The sequence below is a fragment of the Bradyrhizobium genosp. P genome (assembly GCF_049949265.1).
Classification (GTDB): domain Bacteria; phylum Pseudomonadota; class Alphaproteobacteria; order Rhizobiales; family Xanthobacteraceae; genus Bradyrhizobium.
Window position 1 is genome coordinate 3,214,990 of the sequence record NZ_CP188195.1, and the last position, 16,667, is coordinate 3,231,656.

Annotated in this window: 13 protein-coding genes and 1 pseudogene; 10 read left to right on the forward strand and 4 right to left on the reverse strand. The window is 61.6% G+C overall.

Going from position 1 to position 16,667, the window contains the following annotated elements:
* Positions 1-119: 119 nt before the first annotated feature.
* Both ACP2YO_RS15525 and ACP2YO_RS15530 read left to right on the forward strand, forming a co-directional pair.
* Positions 120-1,883, forward strand: a complete 1,764-nt coding sequence (locus ACP2YO_RS15525; RefSeq protein WP_426441612.1) for a relaxase/mobilization nuclease domain-containing protein — start codon at positions 120-122, stop codon at positions 1,881-1,883.
* 36 nt (positions 1,884-1,919) lie between these two features.
* Positions 1,920-2,376 (forward strand): annotated as a pseudogene (locus tag ACP2YO_RS15530) (conjugal transfer protein TraG); the annotation flags it as partial.
* Between the two features lie 27 nt (positions 2,377-2,403).
* On the opposite strand, the gene ACP2YO_RS15535 reads toward ACP2YO_RS15530, so the two are convergent.
* Positions 2,404-3,012, reverse strand: coding sequence for a TetR/AcrR family transcriptional regulator (locus ACP2YO_RS15535; protein WP_426441613.1), 609 nt, complete (start codon positions 3,010-3,012; stop codon positions 2,404-2,406).
* Positions 3,013-3,269: 257 nt separating this feature from the next.
* Here ACP2YO_RS15535 and ACP2YO_RS15540 point away from each other — a divergent pair, with 257 nt between their 5' ends.
* From ACP2YO_RS15540 to ACP2YO_RS15575, 8 genes are all read left to right on the forward strand, one after another.
* A complete protein-coding gene (locus tag ACP2YO_RS15540) occupies positions 3,270-4,637 on the forward strand; it encodes an aminotransferase class III-fold pyridoxal phosphate-dependent enzyme (protein ID WP_426441614.1) in 1,368 nt (455 codons plus the stop codon).
* Positions 4,638-4,685: 48 nt separating this feature from the next.
* On the forward strand, positions 4,686-5,786 hold the full coding sequence (locus ACP2YO_RS15545; protein WP_426441615.1) for a class II histone deacetylase: 1,101 nt from the start codon (positions 4,686-4,688) through the stop codon (positions 5,784-5,786).
* Between the two features lie 21 nt (positions 5,787-5,807).
* Positions 5,808-7,139, forward strand: coding sequence for an ABC transporter substrate-binding protein (locus ACP2YO_RS15550; RefSeq protein ID WP_426441616.1), 1,332 nt, complete (start codon positions 5,808-5,810; stop codon positions 7,137-7,139).
* 6 nt (positions 7,140-7,145) lie between these two features.
* Positions 7,146-7,943, forward strand: coding sequence for an ABC transporter ATP-binding protein (locus tag ACP2YO_RS15555; RefSeq protein WP_426441617.1), 798 nt, complete (start codon positions 7,146-7,148; stop codon positions 7,941-7,943).
* Positions 7,940-8,659 (forward strand): ABC transporter ATP-binding protein, encoded by a 720-nt coding sequence (locus ACP2YO_RS15560; RefSeq protein ID WP_426441618.1) that lies wholly within the window; start codon positions 7,940-7,942, stop codon positions 8,657-8,659. Before ACP2YO_RS15555 ends, ACP2YO_RS15560 begins: the two co-directional genes overlap by 4 nt.
* A gap of 5 nt (positions 8,660-8,664) precedes the next feature.
* Entirely contained in the window at positions 8,665-9,543 is an 879-nt protein-coding gene (locus ACP2YO_RS15565) for a branched-chain amino acid ABC transporter permease (RefSeq protein WP_426441619.1), read from the forward strand.
* Positions 9,540-10,571: a branched-chain amino acid ABC transporter permease gene (locus ACP2YO_RS15570; protein WP_426441620.1), complete on the forward strand. Its 1,032-nt coding sequence runs from the start codon at positions 9,540-9,542 to the stop codon at positions 10,569-10,571. The genes ACP2YO_RS15565 and ACP2YO_RS15570 overlap by 4 nt, the downstream gene beginning before the upstream one ends.
* Before the next feature lie 102 nt (positions 10,572-10,673).
* Complete coding sequence (locus tag ACP2YO_RS15575; protein ID WP_426443204.1) at positions 10,674-11,522, forward strand: nitrilase-related carbon-nitrogen hydrolase; 849 nt, start codon at positions 10,674-10,676, stop codon at positions 11,520-11,522.
* Between the two features lie 864 nt (positions 11,523-12,386).
* On the opposite strand, the gene ACP2YO_RS15580 is transcribed toward ACP2YO_RS15575, so the two are convergent.
* The 3 genes from ACP2YO_RS15580 to ACP2YO_RS15590 form a co-directional block, all read right to left on the reverse strand.
* Complete coding sequence (locus ACP2YO_RS15580) at positions 12,387-12,815, reverse strand: GlcG/HbpS family heme-binding protein (RefSeq protein WP_426441621.1); 429 nt, start codon at positions 12,813-12,815, stop codon at positions 12,387-12,389.
* A complete protein-coding gene (locus tag ACP2YO_RS15585) occupies positions 12,808-15,783 on the reverse strand; it encodes an FAD-binding and (Fe-S)-binding domain-containing protein (protein ID WP_426441622.1) in 2,976 nt (991 codons plus the stop codon). Before ACP2YO_RS15585 ends, ACP2YO_RS15580 begins: the two co-directional genes overlap by 8 nt.
* Positions 15,784-15,882: 99 nt before the next feature.
* Complete coding sequence (locus tag ACP2YO_RS15590; protein ID WP_426443205.1) at positions 15,883-16,632, reverse strand: GntR family transcriptional regulator; 750 nt, start codon at positions 16,630-16,632, stop codon at positions 15,883-15,885.
* Positions 16,633-16,667: the final 35 nt, after the last annotated feature.

The following is a 16,667-nucleotide window of genomic DNA, read 5'->3' on the forward strand; positions in this document are numbered from 1 at the left end:
ATGGCTTGGGTTCTGGCGGGCCGGTCGGTCGGGGCGCGTGCCGCGCCCTACATTTTGAACAATGCAATCAACGACATTTTCGGCACTCCATGTGCTTTGACGCTCTTCGAGGCCCGGCCATGACCGTCGGCGACAGCGATCTGCGTATTCGGCCCGGGCGCATTCGCAGCACCCGCGCGCGGAAGCCGAAGAGCTTCATCAACCAGGTGCTACGCGCAGCGAAGAAGGCCGGACACACCTCGGGTCAGACCGCCGCCGGCAGGCGTTCTGCGGCCTATGGGCGCTCGACCTTTGGCCGCGGCCGGCTGGCCTTTGGCCGCGCCCGGTTGTTCAGCCCGACACGCCGCGTTGTCGTGAAGGCGCGCGTCGTGCGTCACAAGGGACGTTCGTTCCGCTCGGCGCCGCTGACCGCTCATCTTTCATACCTAAAGCGCGATGGGGTGACCCGAAGCGGCGAGAGGGCCGAGATGTTCGACGCCGGCAGCGATGGTGCTGACGGCGCGGCTTTCGCGGAACGCTGCAAGGACGACCGCCATCATTTTCGGTTCATCATCTCACCCGAGGAGGCCGGCGACATGACCGACCTTCGGGCCTTCACCCGCGACTTGGCCAAGCAGATGGAGATCGATCTCGGCACGCGGCTCGAATGGGTGGCTGTCGATCACTGGAACACGGACAACCCTCACGTCCATCTCCTCGTTAGAGGAGTCGATGAGGAAGGGGCCGATCTCGTAATCTCCCGCGACTACATCAGTCGAGGCCTGCGCTCACGCGCCGAGGAACTGGTAGCTATCGAACTGGGTCCGAAACCGGAGCATGAAATCCGCAATTCGCTGGAAAGGGAAGTCACGGCGGAGCGATGGACGCGGCTCGACCGGGAGATCCGGCAAGCCGCCGACGAAACCGGCTATATCGATCTTCGCCCAGAAAGTCCCGGCAGCTCTGACTCCGAGATCCGGCGCCTGATGGTTGGCCGCCTTCAGCATCTGGAGAAGATGGACCTCGCGATGTCAGGCGCACCGGGGGAATGGATGGTGGGGCTCGAGGCCGAGCGTAGCTTGCGCGACCTCGGCATGCGCGGCGACATCATCAAGACCATGCACCGCGCCTTTACCGAGCGTGGGGAGGCGCGCGGCGTTTCCGACTATGTCATCGAGAGCGGGCAGCCGACGTCTCAGATCATCGGGCGACTGGTCGATCGTGGATTGCATGACGAATTGACGGGTGAGGCCTATGCCCTGATCGATGGAACAGACGGACGTGCGCATCACGTGCGCTTCCGAGGAGTCGAGGCCTTCGAACAAGCTCCGCCGGTCGGGGGCATCGTCGAGGTCCGTCGCTTCGGTCAACCCGGCGATCCACGCCCCACCTTGGTGGTCGCGATCCGTTCCGATCTCGATCTTGCCGATCAGGTCAACGCGAAAGGCGCCACTTGGCTCGACCACCGGCTGGTCGACCGCGATCCGATCCCACTCGCCATGGGCGGGTTCGGCCGCGAGACGCGCTACGCCATGGAAGCCCGTGCCGACCGTCTGGTTTCCGAAGGTCTGGCGCGGCGGCAGGGACAGCGCATCATCATTCAGCGAGACCTCCTGAACACGCTCCGCCGACGCGAGCTGGACGAGGTAGGGGCAAAAGTCTCGGCCGACACCGGCTTGCCTCACGTGAACGCCGCCTCCGCGGAGCAAGTGGCGGGCACCTATCGCCAGCGTCTGACGCTCGCCTCGGGGCGTTTCGCCATGATCGACGACGGTCTTGGCTTCCAGCTCGTGCCTTGGTCGCGCGAGCTCGAAAGGAGGCTCGGCCAACACGTCGCCGGCGTTGTGAAAGACAGCGGCGGCATCGAATGGGGCTTTGGTCGCAAGCGCGACCTGGGCCTCTAACCATCTCACCAATGTAGTAGCGGAAGGGCGTTCGGGATGTCCGGAACCAAAATCCTCTGGGGCCAGGTGATCGTTGTCGGCTTGATCGTTCTGCTGGCGATCTGGGGAGCAACCGAATGGACGGCGTGGCGGCTTGCCTACCAACCGGAGCTTGGTCCGCCCTGGTTCGAGCTGTCGGGCTTGAAGATCTATTACCCGCCGGTCTTCTTCTGGTGGTGGTTCGTCTACGACGCCTATGCGCCTCAGGTCTTTGTCGAGGGAGCCTTCATCGCGGCGTCGGGGACCTTCGTTTCGATTGCGGCGGCGATCGGCATGTCGGTCTGGCGAGCGCGTGAGGCGAAGAACGTCGAGACCTATGGCTCTGCGCGCTGGGCCAGCCAAGAGGAGGTGAAGGCTGCCAGGCTTCTCGGCCCGGATGGCGTTGTGCTCGGCAAACTCGACCAAGACTACCTTCGCCTACGGACCGGAGCACGTGTTGTGTTTCGCGCCCACCCATGATGCGCTTGATCTCGTGTGAATTCTATTCGCGCGCTGGCGCCAGCGAGCGAGCGTAAATTTGGGTGGCCCGGATAAGAGCCTCAATCCCTCGCTTCGATCGCGTTTGATTGGGTTTGGCCAGTTCCTGCAATAGCAGCCCGTCCACGCCGGCAAGCATGAAGCGGACAACGGCGGTGCACCCGGCGGGGGAGAGTTCTCCGCTCTTTTCGGAGACGGCGATCAGGAAATCGCGATAGACCCGAACATAGGCGTCATATTGCTGCTCGGCGAGCCACCGGGCGCCCTCGCGAAGCGCATACAGGGTCAGCTCATATTGGACGATCTGCAGCACCCGCGTTTGCATGGCCCAGCGCCATGCCGCCTTGAGCACCTGTTCGATGCAATCGTCAAGCCCGGTGCTGTCCTTTACCTCCTCGCGAAATGCCAGGACCGTTTCATCGATCAGCGCCTCGAACACCGCCAGAAGCAGGGCGCTCTTGCTGTCGAAGTGATAGTGAAGGGTTGCCAGGCGCACGCCGGACTCATTTGCGATCCTTCGCGTCGTGGCCCCGATGACGCCCGTCGCCGACAGCACCCGTATCGCGCCTTCGATCACTTGAACTCGGGTCGCATCGCTCTTGGTCTTTGCCATGTGTCATTCCTTTGTCGTTCCGGGCGACCTTGTCAATTTCAAAGCGCGGTTCTGCCACGCGCCGATCGTCGGCATCCCGGCTGCCGCGTCGGCAGGACGGTGGATCAAACGCAGGCAAGTCGCCGCCTCTAATCTGGTCATCTGACCATATTTGGTCGCTTGACCAAAAAGTTATTTTGAGCCTATGGTGTTGAAAATAACGGCGGCGCGATTGCGGATCGGCAACAGGCGTTGGCCCTGGAACGGGAGACTGTGTCATGCAAAGCGAAATGCACCTCGCCAACAACAGACTCACCAAGGACATCGTCTACCCGTTCGCGAACGCCAATTTTCTGGCAAAACATCCGCCCCTTTGCATCGAGGGGGGCGAGGGCGTCTACATCATCGACGGGCGCGGAAACCGTTATATCGACGGCCAGGCTGGATTATGGAACGTCAATGCCGGCCACGGGCGGCCGGAAATCAAGCGGGCCATCGTCGAACAACTCGACAGACTGAGCTTCTATTCGATGTTCGGCAATACCGCGACCATGCCGATGATAGAGCTTGCGGAATTGCTGTGCCGGCTGACGGCGCCCGAAGGCATGAAACGGGTATTTTATTCCTCGGGAGGCTCCGAGGCGGTCGAAGCGGCGATCAAGCTGACGCGGCAATTTTGGCGGCTGTCGCAAAAGCCGGAACGAACAAAATTCATTTCGCTTCAACAGGGCTATCACGGCGTGACGCTCGGCGCGCTCTCGCTGAACGGCAAGACGGCGTATCGCGAACAATACGAACCGTTGCTGCAAGGCTTCTTCCAAGTCGAGACGCCCTACCTCTATCGCAATCCCTTTACCAGCGATCCTATGGAACTGGGCCGCATCTGCGCCGAGCTTTTGGAGCGGGAGATCATCTATCAGGGGCCCAACTCCGTGGCGGCGTTCATTGCCGAGCCGATTCAGGGCGCAGGTGGCGTCATTGTTCCGCCCGCGAATTTCTGGCCGCTGGTTCGCGAAATCTGTGATCGGTATGGCGTGCTCATGATCTCCGATGAAGTCGTGACCGGCTTTGGACGGTCGGGCAGCATGTTCGGCTGCCGGGCTCACGGGGTTAAGCCTGATATCATGGTTTTCGCCAAGGGGATCAACAGCGGCTATGTGCCGCTGGGAGCCACGATGATCAACGCGCGCGTGGCGGCAGCGTTCGATTCCGATGACAACAGTGAGTTCACGCCGCGCGCCTTCATGCACGGCAACACCTATGCCGGCCATCCCCTGGCCTGCGCGGCGGCGGTCGCGAACCTGCACATCGTTGAGCGCGAGAATTTGCCGGCGAACGCGGGGGAAGTCGGCAAATATTGCCTCGACCGGCTGAAGGAGCTTGAGCCGCGCCATCGCAACATCGGCGACATCAGGGGGATGGGATTGATGATCGGGATCGAACTGGTCGCCGACAAGAAAACCAAGCAGCCGTTCGACCTCGCGGAGAGATTTGGCGCGAAGATATGGGAGCGTTGCATGGAAAAGGGCGTGTTGATCCGCAATCTGGCGGACACCTTCATCATCTCCCCGCCGCTGACGCTCAGGAAGGAGCACGTCGACGTCATCGTGGAGACATTCGACAAGGCGATATCGGCGGTTGAATGAGAGATTTGGCATGGGGTTTTGCGCCGCAGCGCAATCGGGGCGATGGCAATGACGACGGGTTGGCTCAGTCACGAGCTCTATATGTGGCACGACACCGGCGCCTCGGCGGGCGTGCTTCCGCCAGGCCTCGGCGTGCAACCCGGTACACCCTACGAAAACCCGGAATCGAAGCGTCGCTTCCGTAATCTGGTCGAAGTCAGCGGTCTGATCGATCATCTCAAGGCGCTCAAGCCGCGCGCCGCCACCGAAGATGAAGTCGGACGCGTTCATACTCGCGCGCATATCGAAAAGATCAAGGCCATGAGCGCGGCCGGAGGAGGCGACGCCAGTTTGCTGTCGCCGTTCGGCCGCGGCAGCTTCGAGATCGCGTTGTTGTCCGCCGGCGGCGCGATCTGCGCGCTGGATGCCGTGGTGCATGGCGAAGTGAAGAATGCGTACGCGCTGGTGCGTCCTCCCGGACATCACGCCGTCCCCGACCTCGGCATGGGTTTTTGTCTGTTCGGAAATGTCGGCATCGCGATCCGGCACGCCCAAGTGACCTACGGTCTCGAGCGCATCGCAACGGTCGATTGGGATGTGCACCACGGCAACGGCACCCAAGCGATCTTCTATCGTGACGCCGGCGTACTGACGATCTCCCTGCATCAGGACAATCTGTTTCCGGCGGACTCCGGCGGCCTGGAGGAGAACGGCGAAGCCGAGGGCAAGGGATTCAACATCAACATTCCGTTGCCGCCGGGATGCGGCAACGGCGCCTATGTCGAAGCCATCCGCCGCGTCGTGATCCCGGCGCTGCAGCGCTACAAGCCGGAACTGATTGTGGTGCCATGCGGCTTCGACGCATCGGGCGTCGATCCCCTGGGTCGCATGCTGGTGTCGAGCGAGGGCTACCGCGACATGACGCGCCTGTTGTTGACCACGGCGGACGAATTGTGCGGCGGCAAGCTCTTGATGGTGCACGAGGGCGGCTATTCCGAAAGCTACGTCCCGTATTGCGGCCTCGCTGTGCTGGAGGAAATGTCCGGCGTGCGCACGACGATCGAAGATCTCTGGGCGCCGCTGATGGCGAATTGGGGACAACAGGCGCTGCAACCGCATCAGGCTGCGGCCATCGCGCGAGCAGCGCAACTGATTGAGAATTTGCCTTAGGTGTTTTTGGAGGAGGAAGTCATGTCTCGATCCGATATCAAGAAGCCGAATGTCATCCCCAGTCGACGATCTGTTCTAACCGGTGGCGCGGCGGCCCTTACCGGGGCAGCAGCGGTGCTGGCCAGCATCAACGACGGCGCCCGCGCCGCCGGTGCCGCCATTCCGGTGGGACAAGCCGCGCCGCTCACGGACTTCGCCGCCGCTGATGGCGTCGAGTTCAAGAACGGGCTCACCCTGGCGTGCGAGGAAATCAATGCGCTGGGCGGCATTCTGGGCCGTCCGCTTGAACCCTATTTCGAAGACACGGTGCAGATGGGCGACGCCACCAACGTCCAGGCCGTTCAGCGGCTGATCGACCGCCGTTCGGTTCACGCGGTTATCAATGGCTACAATGTCGGCTCGGGCGCTGCGATCCAGGATGTGATCGCCGATTCCGGTATCATCTATGTGCACTACGACACCACGATCGCTCACAATAATCTGATCAAATCGAACAAGGAGAAATATTACGGCTCGTTCCAGGGCGACCCTGCCGAGTACTGGTATGGCCCGGGGTTGCTCGACTATCTGAAGGCGCTGTCGGCAAGCGGTCAGTGGAAGCCCGCCAACGACAAGGTCGCCATTATCACCAGCGCGGGCGTCTATAGTGTGAATATCGCCAATGCCGTGAAGGACAAGGCCGGTCAATATGGCTGGAAGGTCAGTCTGTTCGAGACCGTCAATGTGCCGATTTCGGAATGGGGTCCGACGCTCGCCAAGATCCGGCAGGAGCCTCCGGGTCTGATCGTGATCACGCATTTCTATCCCGGCGATCTCGCGCAGTTCATGATACAGTTTATTCGCAATCCGACCCCAAGCCTCGTCTATATGCAGTATGGACCGTCTATCCCTGCGTTCCGGGACGTCGGCAAGGAGGCCGTCAACGGCGTGCTTTACGCAACCGTGGTCGCCGCGCTGCAAGACGAGATCGGCACCGATTTCGAGAAGCGCTACAAAGCCAAATTCGGCCCGAATGCGGGGCACCTGTCGGGATGCCAACCCTATGACGGCGCCTATATCTGGGCGACGGCTGCGGCGATCGCCGGCGGCACCGGAGAACCGGGCAACGACGCGCAAAATCGGAAGGTGGCCGATCGGATGCGCGTCATGATTTATCGCGGCGTCAACGGCACGACGAGGTTCATTCCCAACGAGCAGGCGGCCTATCAATATCCGGTCCAGACCAAGGATCCGTCGCTGGGGATGCCACATCAATTCCTGCAGATTCATGACTTCAAGAAAGGGCCTGCCCTGATCGGTCCGGAACCCTATGCGACCGGCAAGTTCATGACGCCGCCCTGGATCAAGGCATAGCCGCCGATGAATGCCGCCGGCGCGCCCCTTCTGCAATGCAGGAATCTGTCCAAATATTTCGGCGCGCTGGCGGCAGTCAAGGATTTGAGCTTCGACGTCGTCGAGGGTGAAATTCTCGGCATCGGCGGACCCAACGGCGCAGGCAAAACGACGCTGTTTGAAATGATCTCGGGTTTGAATCCAGCAAGCGCGGGCGAGATCCTGTTCGAAGGCCGCGACGTCGCAAGGCTTGCTCCCGAGCGCGTCTGCCACCAGGGCATCCTGCGAACCTTTCAGCTCAATGCGGGCTTTGACAGCCTGACGGTTGCGGAAACCGTCTTCGCCTCCGCGCAATTCGGCGCGGCCAACCGGCTCTGGCCGGGCCTGCGCCTCGATAAACGATCCCGCGAGACCACGGCCGACGTTCTCGCGCTTGTCGGGCTCACCAGCGTTGCCGCTGCGTTGACCGAGAAATTGCCGATCATGGAGCGCAAATTGCTGATGATCGCCAGCGCGATGGCGGCAGCCCCAAAGCTGCTGTTGATGGACGAGCCGGCGGGCGGCCTGACGCCGAGGGAAATCGATCGCGTGATCGAGGTCGTCGAGAGTGTCAGGAAGCGCGGCGTGACGATCATTCTGATCGAGCACGTGATGCGGTTTCTGACGCGGCTTTCCTCTCGCGTCATGATCATGCATCACGGCGAGAAGATCTACGAAGGGCTTCCGCAGGGGCTCGCTGGTGACGCCAGGGTGGTGGACGTCTATCTCGGCGCCGGCGCGTCGTCACGCCTGAAAGCGCAGTTTGACGGAAAAGCGCAACCATGATGGCGACGCCACTGCTCGCGATCGAAAACCTGTCGGTCGGCTACGGTGGGCTCAATGTGCTCGACGGCCTGTCGCTGCAAGTTGGCGCGGGGGAGTTCATTGCGGTTGTGGGACCCAACGGGCACGGCAAGACCACGCTTCTGAAGACCATTTCCGGGCTCCTGTCCGCCAGCGCGGGCTCCATCACGCTCGCCGGTCTCGATCTGACACAGCGACGCGCCGATCAGATCGTCGCGGCCGGAATCGTGCACGTGCCGCAGGGCGACCTGCTGTTTCCCGACATGACGGTGCGGGAAAATCTTCTGATGGGTGCCTACCTCCCCGAAGCCGCGGCGCAGGCCAGCATGCGCCTGGAGGAGGTATTTCAACTGCTTCCCAAACTGGGCGAACGGCAGGGGCAGATCGCTTCCACTCTGTCCGGCGGCGAGCGGCGGATGACCGGGATCGGGCGCGGCCTGATGAGCGGTGGAAAGGTTCTGATGCTCGACGAGCCCTCGTTGGGATTGGCCCCGATTATCATCGACCAGATCTACGAGCTGATCGACCGTCTCAAGGCGAGCGGGCGCACGATCGTGTTGGTCGAGGAGAACGCCGCCCGCATCTTCGATCGTGCCGATCGTGTCTATCTGCTGGACAATGGTCATTTCGTCTGGTCGGGCAGCGGGCCCGAATTGATGGAACGTCCTGAGGTCCTGCAAACCTATCTGGGGGGCTGAGGGCCGTGGAAGTCTTCACTCAAATCGTCGTCTCCGGCTTGACGCTCGGCGCGATGTACGCGATTTCGACGGTGGGCCTGTCGCTAGTCTACGGCTCGCTCAACATGCTGAACATGGCGCATGGCGGGATCCTGACCATTGGCGGCTATGCCGCCTACGCGGTCTCGCAGCAATTGGGCTGGCCGCCCGCATTCGGCTTTCTTGCGGCGCTGGTCGTCGGTGCGGCCGTGGGGCTGTCGATTTTCGTCGCCACGGCTTGGCCGTTGCTGAGTTCGAAGAATTTTGAAACCAACGTGTTTATCGCCACGATCGGCGTCGGGGCGGTGTTTGAAAATCTCGTGCTTAAAATCTTCGGCCCTTACGCGAAGCCGCAACCGCTCAACATTGCCGGAGGGATTAAGGTCGGTGCGGTCCTGGTTCCCTACCAGAATATTTTGATCCTGGTCGTCGCGGTAGTGATGATGATTTTGGTCGCGCTGCTCCTCCAACGCACCCGCACCGGCCGTGCTATCCGCGCCACGGCACAAAACCGTGACGCCGCCCAGCTCATGGGCGTGCACGTCGTCAGGGTCTATGCGCAGGTGTTGGCGTTATCGGGGGCGCTCGCTGCGCTCTCGGGCGTCATGATCAGCTCGCTCGCGACGCTGTCGCCGACCATGGGGGGCGATCCGATGCTAAAGGCGTTCATCATCTGTGTCGTCGCGGGATTGGGCAACACCTATGGAGCGGTGGCGGCCGCGGTGGCGATCGGGCTGATCGAAGCCTCCACGCAGTATGCGCTCGGCGTTCGCTTCGGGTTCGCGTTGCTGTTGCTGCTGGTCATTGCCGTGTTGATCTGGCGGCCCTCGGGCATTTTCGGCAAAAGCCGGGTGGTGCGGCTTTGAGCGCCGGTCGCCGCGACCTCATGGTCGGAGTGGTGATGCTCGCCTGCGCGAGCGCGGTGCCGTTTGTGTTTCCCGAGCGCTATCTCATCACCCAGATCACGGTCTTCTTCATCTGGGCAACAGTGGTCGCGCAGTGGAACCTGGTACTCGGCGTCGGCGGAATTTTCTCGCTGGCGCAGATGGCGCTGTTTGCCTTCGGCGCCTATGGCACCGCGATGCTCGGCTATTACTTTCACTGGCCGCTCTGGCTCGCGATGCCGGCTTCGGCGGTGCTGGCGCTCGCTGCCTCGATGCTGATCGGGCTCGCCTGTCTGCGGCTGAGAGGTCCCTATGTCGCGCTGCTGACGCTTGCGATCGCCCAGGTCATCTATCTCCTGATCATCAATGACACCGAATGCTTCACTACCAACGAAGGCGGCTGCATGCCACTGTTCGGCGGTGTGCGCGGCATTGGAAAGTTCGGCGATCTCGGTTTTCGTGATCTGTTCGGGTCGAAATTCATCGTGGCGAACTATTTTCTCGGCCTGGTACTGCTGGCAGCCGCTTTCGCGTTTTCCGTGATCGTCATTCGCGGTCCGCTCGGTCTGGCGTTTCGGGCCTTGCGCGACAATCCGGGCTACGCGATGTCGCGCGGCATCGGCCAGTTCAAATATCAATTGTGGATTTTTGGGCTGTCGGCCTTTTTCACGGCGCTCGCCGGCGCGGTCTATGCCGCCGACTTTCGGGTGGTGGGGCCGACCATCTTCTCATTCACGTTGCTGCTATTCCTGCTATCCATGATCGTGGTCGGCGGCATGGGGTCGGTCTGGGGCCCCCTGGTCGGCGCGGTCGTGCTGATGGTCGTGGACGAGGGGTTCAAGGAATTTCAGGATTGGCGCGCGCTCGGCATGGGATTGATATTGCCCTTGTTCGTGGTGTTGCTGCCAGGCGGACTTGTCGGTCTCTTCAGGCAAAGACGATCCAAAACCGTCGCCAACAACGAAGCGCGATCATCGGGTCTGTCGGGTGCGGAAGCGCAAAAGCCTTGAAGCATGATTGATTGGTCGCTTGCGTCGATTTCGGCGAAATGTCGGCTTAACCTACCGAGGAGGAATGAGGTGACGAGAATACTCTCAATTGCGGTCACTCAGATGGCGTGTTCGTGGGATCGGGACAAGAACATCCAACGCGCCGGCGAAATGGTCGAGCAGGCGGCGTCGAACGGGGCACATGTTGTTTTGCTTCAAGAACTGTTTGAAACGCCCTATTTTTGCATCGACAGAGACCAATCATTCTTCAAGCAGGCGACAACCGTCGAGGCTAACCCCGCGATCCAGGCCATGCGGAAGCTTGCGCGCAAGCTCAATGTCGTCATTCCCATTTCCTTCTTCGAACGAGCCAACGAGCGCTATTTCAACTCACTGGCCATGATCGACGCGGGCGGGGAATTGCTGGGCGTCTATCGCAAGAGCCATATCCCCGATTTTCCGGACTACGAGGAAGCCTACTACTTCGAACCCGGAGATACTGCCTTCATGGTTTTTGATACCAGATTCGCCCGCCTTGGCGCGGCGGTCTGTTGGGACCAATGGTTTCCGGAAGCCGCGCGCATCATGGCCTTGCAAGGCGCTGAGGCGCTGCTCTATCCGACGGCGATCGGCCGGCCGATCGAACCCTCGAAGAGCAAATTCAAGAACTCGAAGCTACACTGGCAACAGGTCATGCAGGGGCATGCCGGTGCCAACGTCATGCTTCTGGCAGCATCCAATCGAATAGGCGCGGAATTCGGTGTTGCCGGTCAAACGCAATTCTACGGCGGTTCATTCATCGCCGATCATACCGGGACCAAAGCCGTGGAGGCGGATGAGGGGACGTCGGACGTCATGGTCTCCTCTTTCGACCTCGATGAAATTGCGAGGTATCGAAAGGATTGGGGAATCTTCCGGACCCGCCGGCCGGACCTCTATGGTCCTATTCTCTCCGACCGTGCGATGGAATGATCCCGGGAGTTTGCTCGAGTCATTCTGATAATGATTGATGAGAATCGGATTCCAACACTTATGCTGCGATATCCGAGCTTTCCGAGAGTTAACAAACGTGGATGATTTACCAATCAGCAGATTGCTGCCATTGCTGCAGCCGTGGTCATCAGGCCGCGAGGCGGAGCGGCGAAAATTCTCGCAAAACGAGCCGAGCCATGACAACTGCTGGACGAAGGCGAGGTAGTTGGCGGCAAGTTTATCGTGGCGCGCCGCCACCCGACGACATTGCTTGAAGAACCGTTCGATCCGGTTGCAGGCGCGCGAAATCTGTCTGGTCATAGAGATCGATTTGATTGCGGTGACGGTGTACCAAATTCGCCTATAGTGCGTAGGACAGATTTGCGCGACGTAGTCCACGATCTCTTGTGTCGCATAGCGACGCTTCGATATCAGCACCTCAGGAATTGGTCGTCTTCGCAGCTGGCGTTGGTACCAGGCTGGTCTTTCTCGCTTTCCGAACATCGCCGCTGGCTACTGGGGTAGCACAGCGCGCCGCAGGCTGGCGGGCCGAGAGAGATTCGAACTCGTCTTATAGAGGGTGGCCATGCTGCTAGCTTTGGGATGGCTCTCTCGATCAATCGCAAGAATCGGGTGTTGCGTGTCCGCGATTTGAACCTATTCGAGCACCATAAGGGGCGGCGGGGAACGGTGCGCGGACGGTAGCTTTTGGCGGGCTATCAAGAGGCTATCTCGCGAGTTAAGCTGCCATCCGGTAAGAAAACAGGGCTCCTGGAGTAGTGGGTATCGCGATGTAGCGGACCTCTGGCTTGAACCCCCGATGCCCCACGATAGGGCTTGTCAACCGCTGTCGACGAACGAGTATTAGCCCGGATTCGGCTTCAGCCCGGCGACCTCGATGCCCGCCACCGCGCAAGTCTCGTCGTTATCGGACGTATCGCCGCTGACGCCGACGGCGCCCAGCAGCGTGCTGCCGTCGAGGATCAGGACGCCGCCGGGAACAGGCACCATCCGGCCCTGCGCCAGCGTGTTCACGGCGTCGATGAAATAGGCCTGCTCCTGCGCGCGCTGAAACAGCGCCCGCGACCCCATTCCCATCGCCAGCGCGCCATAGGCCTTGCCGTGCGCAATCTCGGCCCGCATCAGGCTGGTGCCGTCCTGGGCGGCGGTCACCTTCACGGCGCCGCGGGCGTCGAGGATCGTGATCACCAGCGGTTTGAGCTTCTTCTCGATCCCCTTGGCCAACGCGGCATCCAGGATCTTGCGGGCAATGTCGAGGGTGAGCTCAGCCATGGGTCATTCCTTTGCGGGACAAATTGTTGGAACTGGATTTCGCACAATTAAGGCTCATCGCCAATACGCGGGCGACGTGAAGCGGGGTGCGTCCGCTGCCGTCCTTGATCTGGTGCCGGCAGGAGGTTCCGTCGGCCACGATCAGTGTCGCCGGATCGGCGCGCCGGACCGCCGGCAGCAAGGATAGCTCGGCCATGTCGATCGAGGCCTGGTAGGTCTCGGCACCATATCCGAAAGCGCCCGCCATGCCGCAGCAGCTCGACTCGACCGTTTCGACGCTCAGATCGGGCACCAAACGAAGCACCTTCTCGACCGGTTTGAAGGCGCCGAATGATTTCTGATGACAGTGCCCGTGGACCATGGCCTTCGCGGCGACGGCTCCGAGCGGCAGGCTGAGGCGGCCGGCCTCGGCCTCAAGCACCAGAAATTCCTCGAACAGCAGCGCGTGCGCACTGACCTGTTTCGCGATCGCATCCGATCGCAACGAAAGCAGCTCGTCCCGGAGCGTCATAAGACAGCTCGGCTCAAGCCCGACGATCGGCACGCCGCGTGCCGCGAACGGCGCGTAGGTCGTCACCAGCCGGTCCAGTTCGGCACGGGCCTGGTCAACGAGACCCGCCGACAGGAACGTCCGTCCACAGCAGACGGGCCGGCCTTGGTCCGAGGGACGTGGCAAGTGCACCCGATATCCACCGGCGATCAATACCTCAAGTGCAGCATCGAGGTTTTCACGCTCGTAGCCGCGATTGAATGTATCGGCAAACAGCACCACCTCGCGACCGTCAGGCGGACCAAACGCCGTGGCGTCAGGCCGGAACGTGTCACGACGAAACGGCGGCAGGGCGCGGTTGGCGCTGATGCCGGCAATCTTCTCGAACAGCGCACGCAGCAGCGGGCTGCTGTTGCGCCAATTCGCGATCGGAGCGAAGCGCGACGCCAGATCGACATAGCGGGGCAGATAACCCACCAGACGGTCGCGCAGCGACAGGCCGTGCCGTGCCACGCGGGCCGCCAGCACTTCGATCTTCATCTTGGCCATGTCGACGCCGGTCGGGCATTCGTGGCGGCAGGCCTTGCACGACACGCAAAGCTTGAGTGTTTCTATCATGTCGTCCGAGGCCAGCGCATCGGGGCCCAGCTGACCTGAAATCGCGAGCCGCAACGTATTGGCGCGGCCACGGGTGACGTTCTTCTCGTCGCGGGTCGCGCGATAGGACGGGCACATCACGCCGCCCTCGAGCTTCCGGCAGGCGCCGTTGTTGTTGCACATCTCGACCGCGCCCTGGAAGCCGCCGCCGGCGCCAGGGTAGGCCGACCAATCCAGCACGGTCTTCAATTCGCCGACGCAATAATCCGGAGAAAAGCGAAACAGCGAGCGGTCGTCCATCTTGGGCGGATCGACGATCTTGCCCGGGTTGAGCGTGTTATCGGGATCGAAGCGCTGCTTGACCTCGCGGAAGTCGGCAACGATGCGCGCACCGAACATTGCCTCGTGAAACTCCGAGCGCATCAGGCCGTCACCGTGCTCCCCGGAATGCGAGCCTTTATACTCGCGCACCATCTCGAACGTCTCCTCGGCAATGGCGCGCATTGCCTTGACGTCCTTTTCAAGCTTGAGGTTGAGCACCGGGCGTACATGCAGGCAGCCTTCGGAGGCGTGTGCGTACATCGTGCCGCGGGTGCCATGTTTGGCGAAGATCGCGTTGAGCCGCTCGGTATAGTCGGCCAGATGCGGCAGGGGCACCGCGCAATCCTCGACAAAGGAGACCGGCTTGCCCTCCTGCTTCATCGACATCATGACGTTGAGTCCGGCCGCGCGGAAATCGGCGATGCCGGCCTGCAACCCGGGCTCGACGATCGCGACCACGCCGCCCCATTTGCGTTGCGCCTTGTCCCAGCCGAAGCCGAGATCGACCATCAGCTCGCCGAGTTGCTTCAGGCGGGCGAGATTGTCTGCCTGATCCTCCTCTGCGAACTCGACCACCAGGATCGCGTCCGGATCGCCGCGCACGGCCGCGGAGATAATCGGTTGGAACATCGCGATCTCGCGGCCGAGCGCGATCATGGTGCGATCGACCAGTTCCACGGCGATCGGCCGCAGCTTGACCAGGTGCTGTGCTGCGTCCATCGCCTCGTAGAAGCTGCCGAAATGGCAGACGCCAAGCACCTTGTTGCGGATCACCGGCCACAGCTTGAGCTCGACCTGCGTCGTGAACGCGAGTGTCCCCTCCGACCCGACCAGGAGATGCGCCATATTGTTCGGCGCATTGCGCGGCACCAGCGCGTCGAGGTTATAGCCGCCGACCCGGCGCTGCACTTTCGGAAATTTGTCCGATATCTCTTCTGCCTCACGCTCGCCGAGATCGAGCATGTTGCGGAACAGCTTCAAGCCGCTGTCGGGAGAATTGACCTGCGTGAGATCACGCGGCACCTCGCCGAAATGCAGCAGCGTGCCGTCAGCGAGTGCCGCATCCATCGATAGCGTGTTGTCGCGCATGGTGCCGTAGCGCAGCGAGCGGCCGCCGCAGGAATTGTTGCCGGCCATGCCGCCGATGGTGGCGCGCGACGCCGTGGAAACGTCGACCGGAAACCACAATCCGTGCTTCCTGAGTTGCCGGTTGAGATCGTCGAGCACGATGCCGGGATCGACGACGCAGGAGCGGTTCGCCACATCGAGCGAGATGATCCGGTTCAGATGCTTCGAAAGATCGACGACGATGCCGTCGTTGACGGTCTGTCCGCACTGCGACGTACCGCCGCCGCGGGGGGTAACGATGCGTCCGTCGCCGCGCACGATCGAAAGCGCCAGCAGCGCTTCGTCCATGGTCCTGGGGACCACAACGCCGGCCGGCATGATCTGGTAGAACGAGGCGTCGGTGGCGTAGCGCCCACGGTTGAAGGCATCGAAAAAGATGTCGCCGGTCAGTTGTGACCGCAGGCGCTGCTCGAGCGATGAGGCGTTCTTCATCCCGAATCCGAATTCATCAGGGAGGGCCGTCCGAGTTCTCCCTTCGATTATGCATTCTTGTTGGGTGATAGTTACATTATGAATTCATAATCGGCAAGGCTAGCTGCCTCGAGGCGTGACGGCAGGTTCGGTCGGCTCTTCGGTGAGGTGCTCAATCGCCGCGGCCCGCTTGTTTCGCAGATGCTGAAACATGATGTCGCTCAATTCGCTCCCGGCGCGCCGGCGCAGGGCGTCGAGGATGGCCTCGTGCTCGCGCATCGCCTCGGCCCAGCGCTGCCGCTTGCGGGCGAAATTGGCGGAGTAGCGGACGCGCCGGATTCGCCCGGCGAAGTTGGCGTAGGCGACCTTCAGCGTCTCGTTGCGCGCGGCCGTCACGATGCTTTCGTGGATGCGCTGATTGACCTGAAAATAGCCGTGCATGTCGCGGTGCAGATAATAGCCGTACATCTCGTAATGCAGCCGCTCGATTTCGGTAATTTCCTCGTCCGTGATGGCCTCGCAGGCCAGTCGTCCGGCGAGGCTCTCTAGTCCGGCCATGACGTCGAACAGCTCTTCGAGGTCGTGTTCGCTGAGCTGGCGCACCCGCGCGCCGCGATTGGGCAGCAGTTCGATCAGGCCCTCGGCGGCCAGCACCTTGAGCGCTTCGCGTAGCGGCGTCCTGGAAATGCCGAACATCTCGCAGAGCTGGCGCTCGGGAACGCGCGCGCCGTCCGGAATGTTGCCTTCGACCACATAGTCGCGCAGCCGCAGCAGGATCTCCCCATGAAGGGAGGACTCCTGGCGGTCGCTGCCATTGCCGGTGGCCGATTCGGCGATCGGAACCTCGGCTTCAAGAATCGTGGATTTCACATGCACGACAGTAATTTACCAGCTTGATCGCGTCG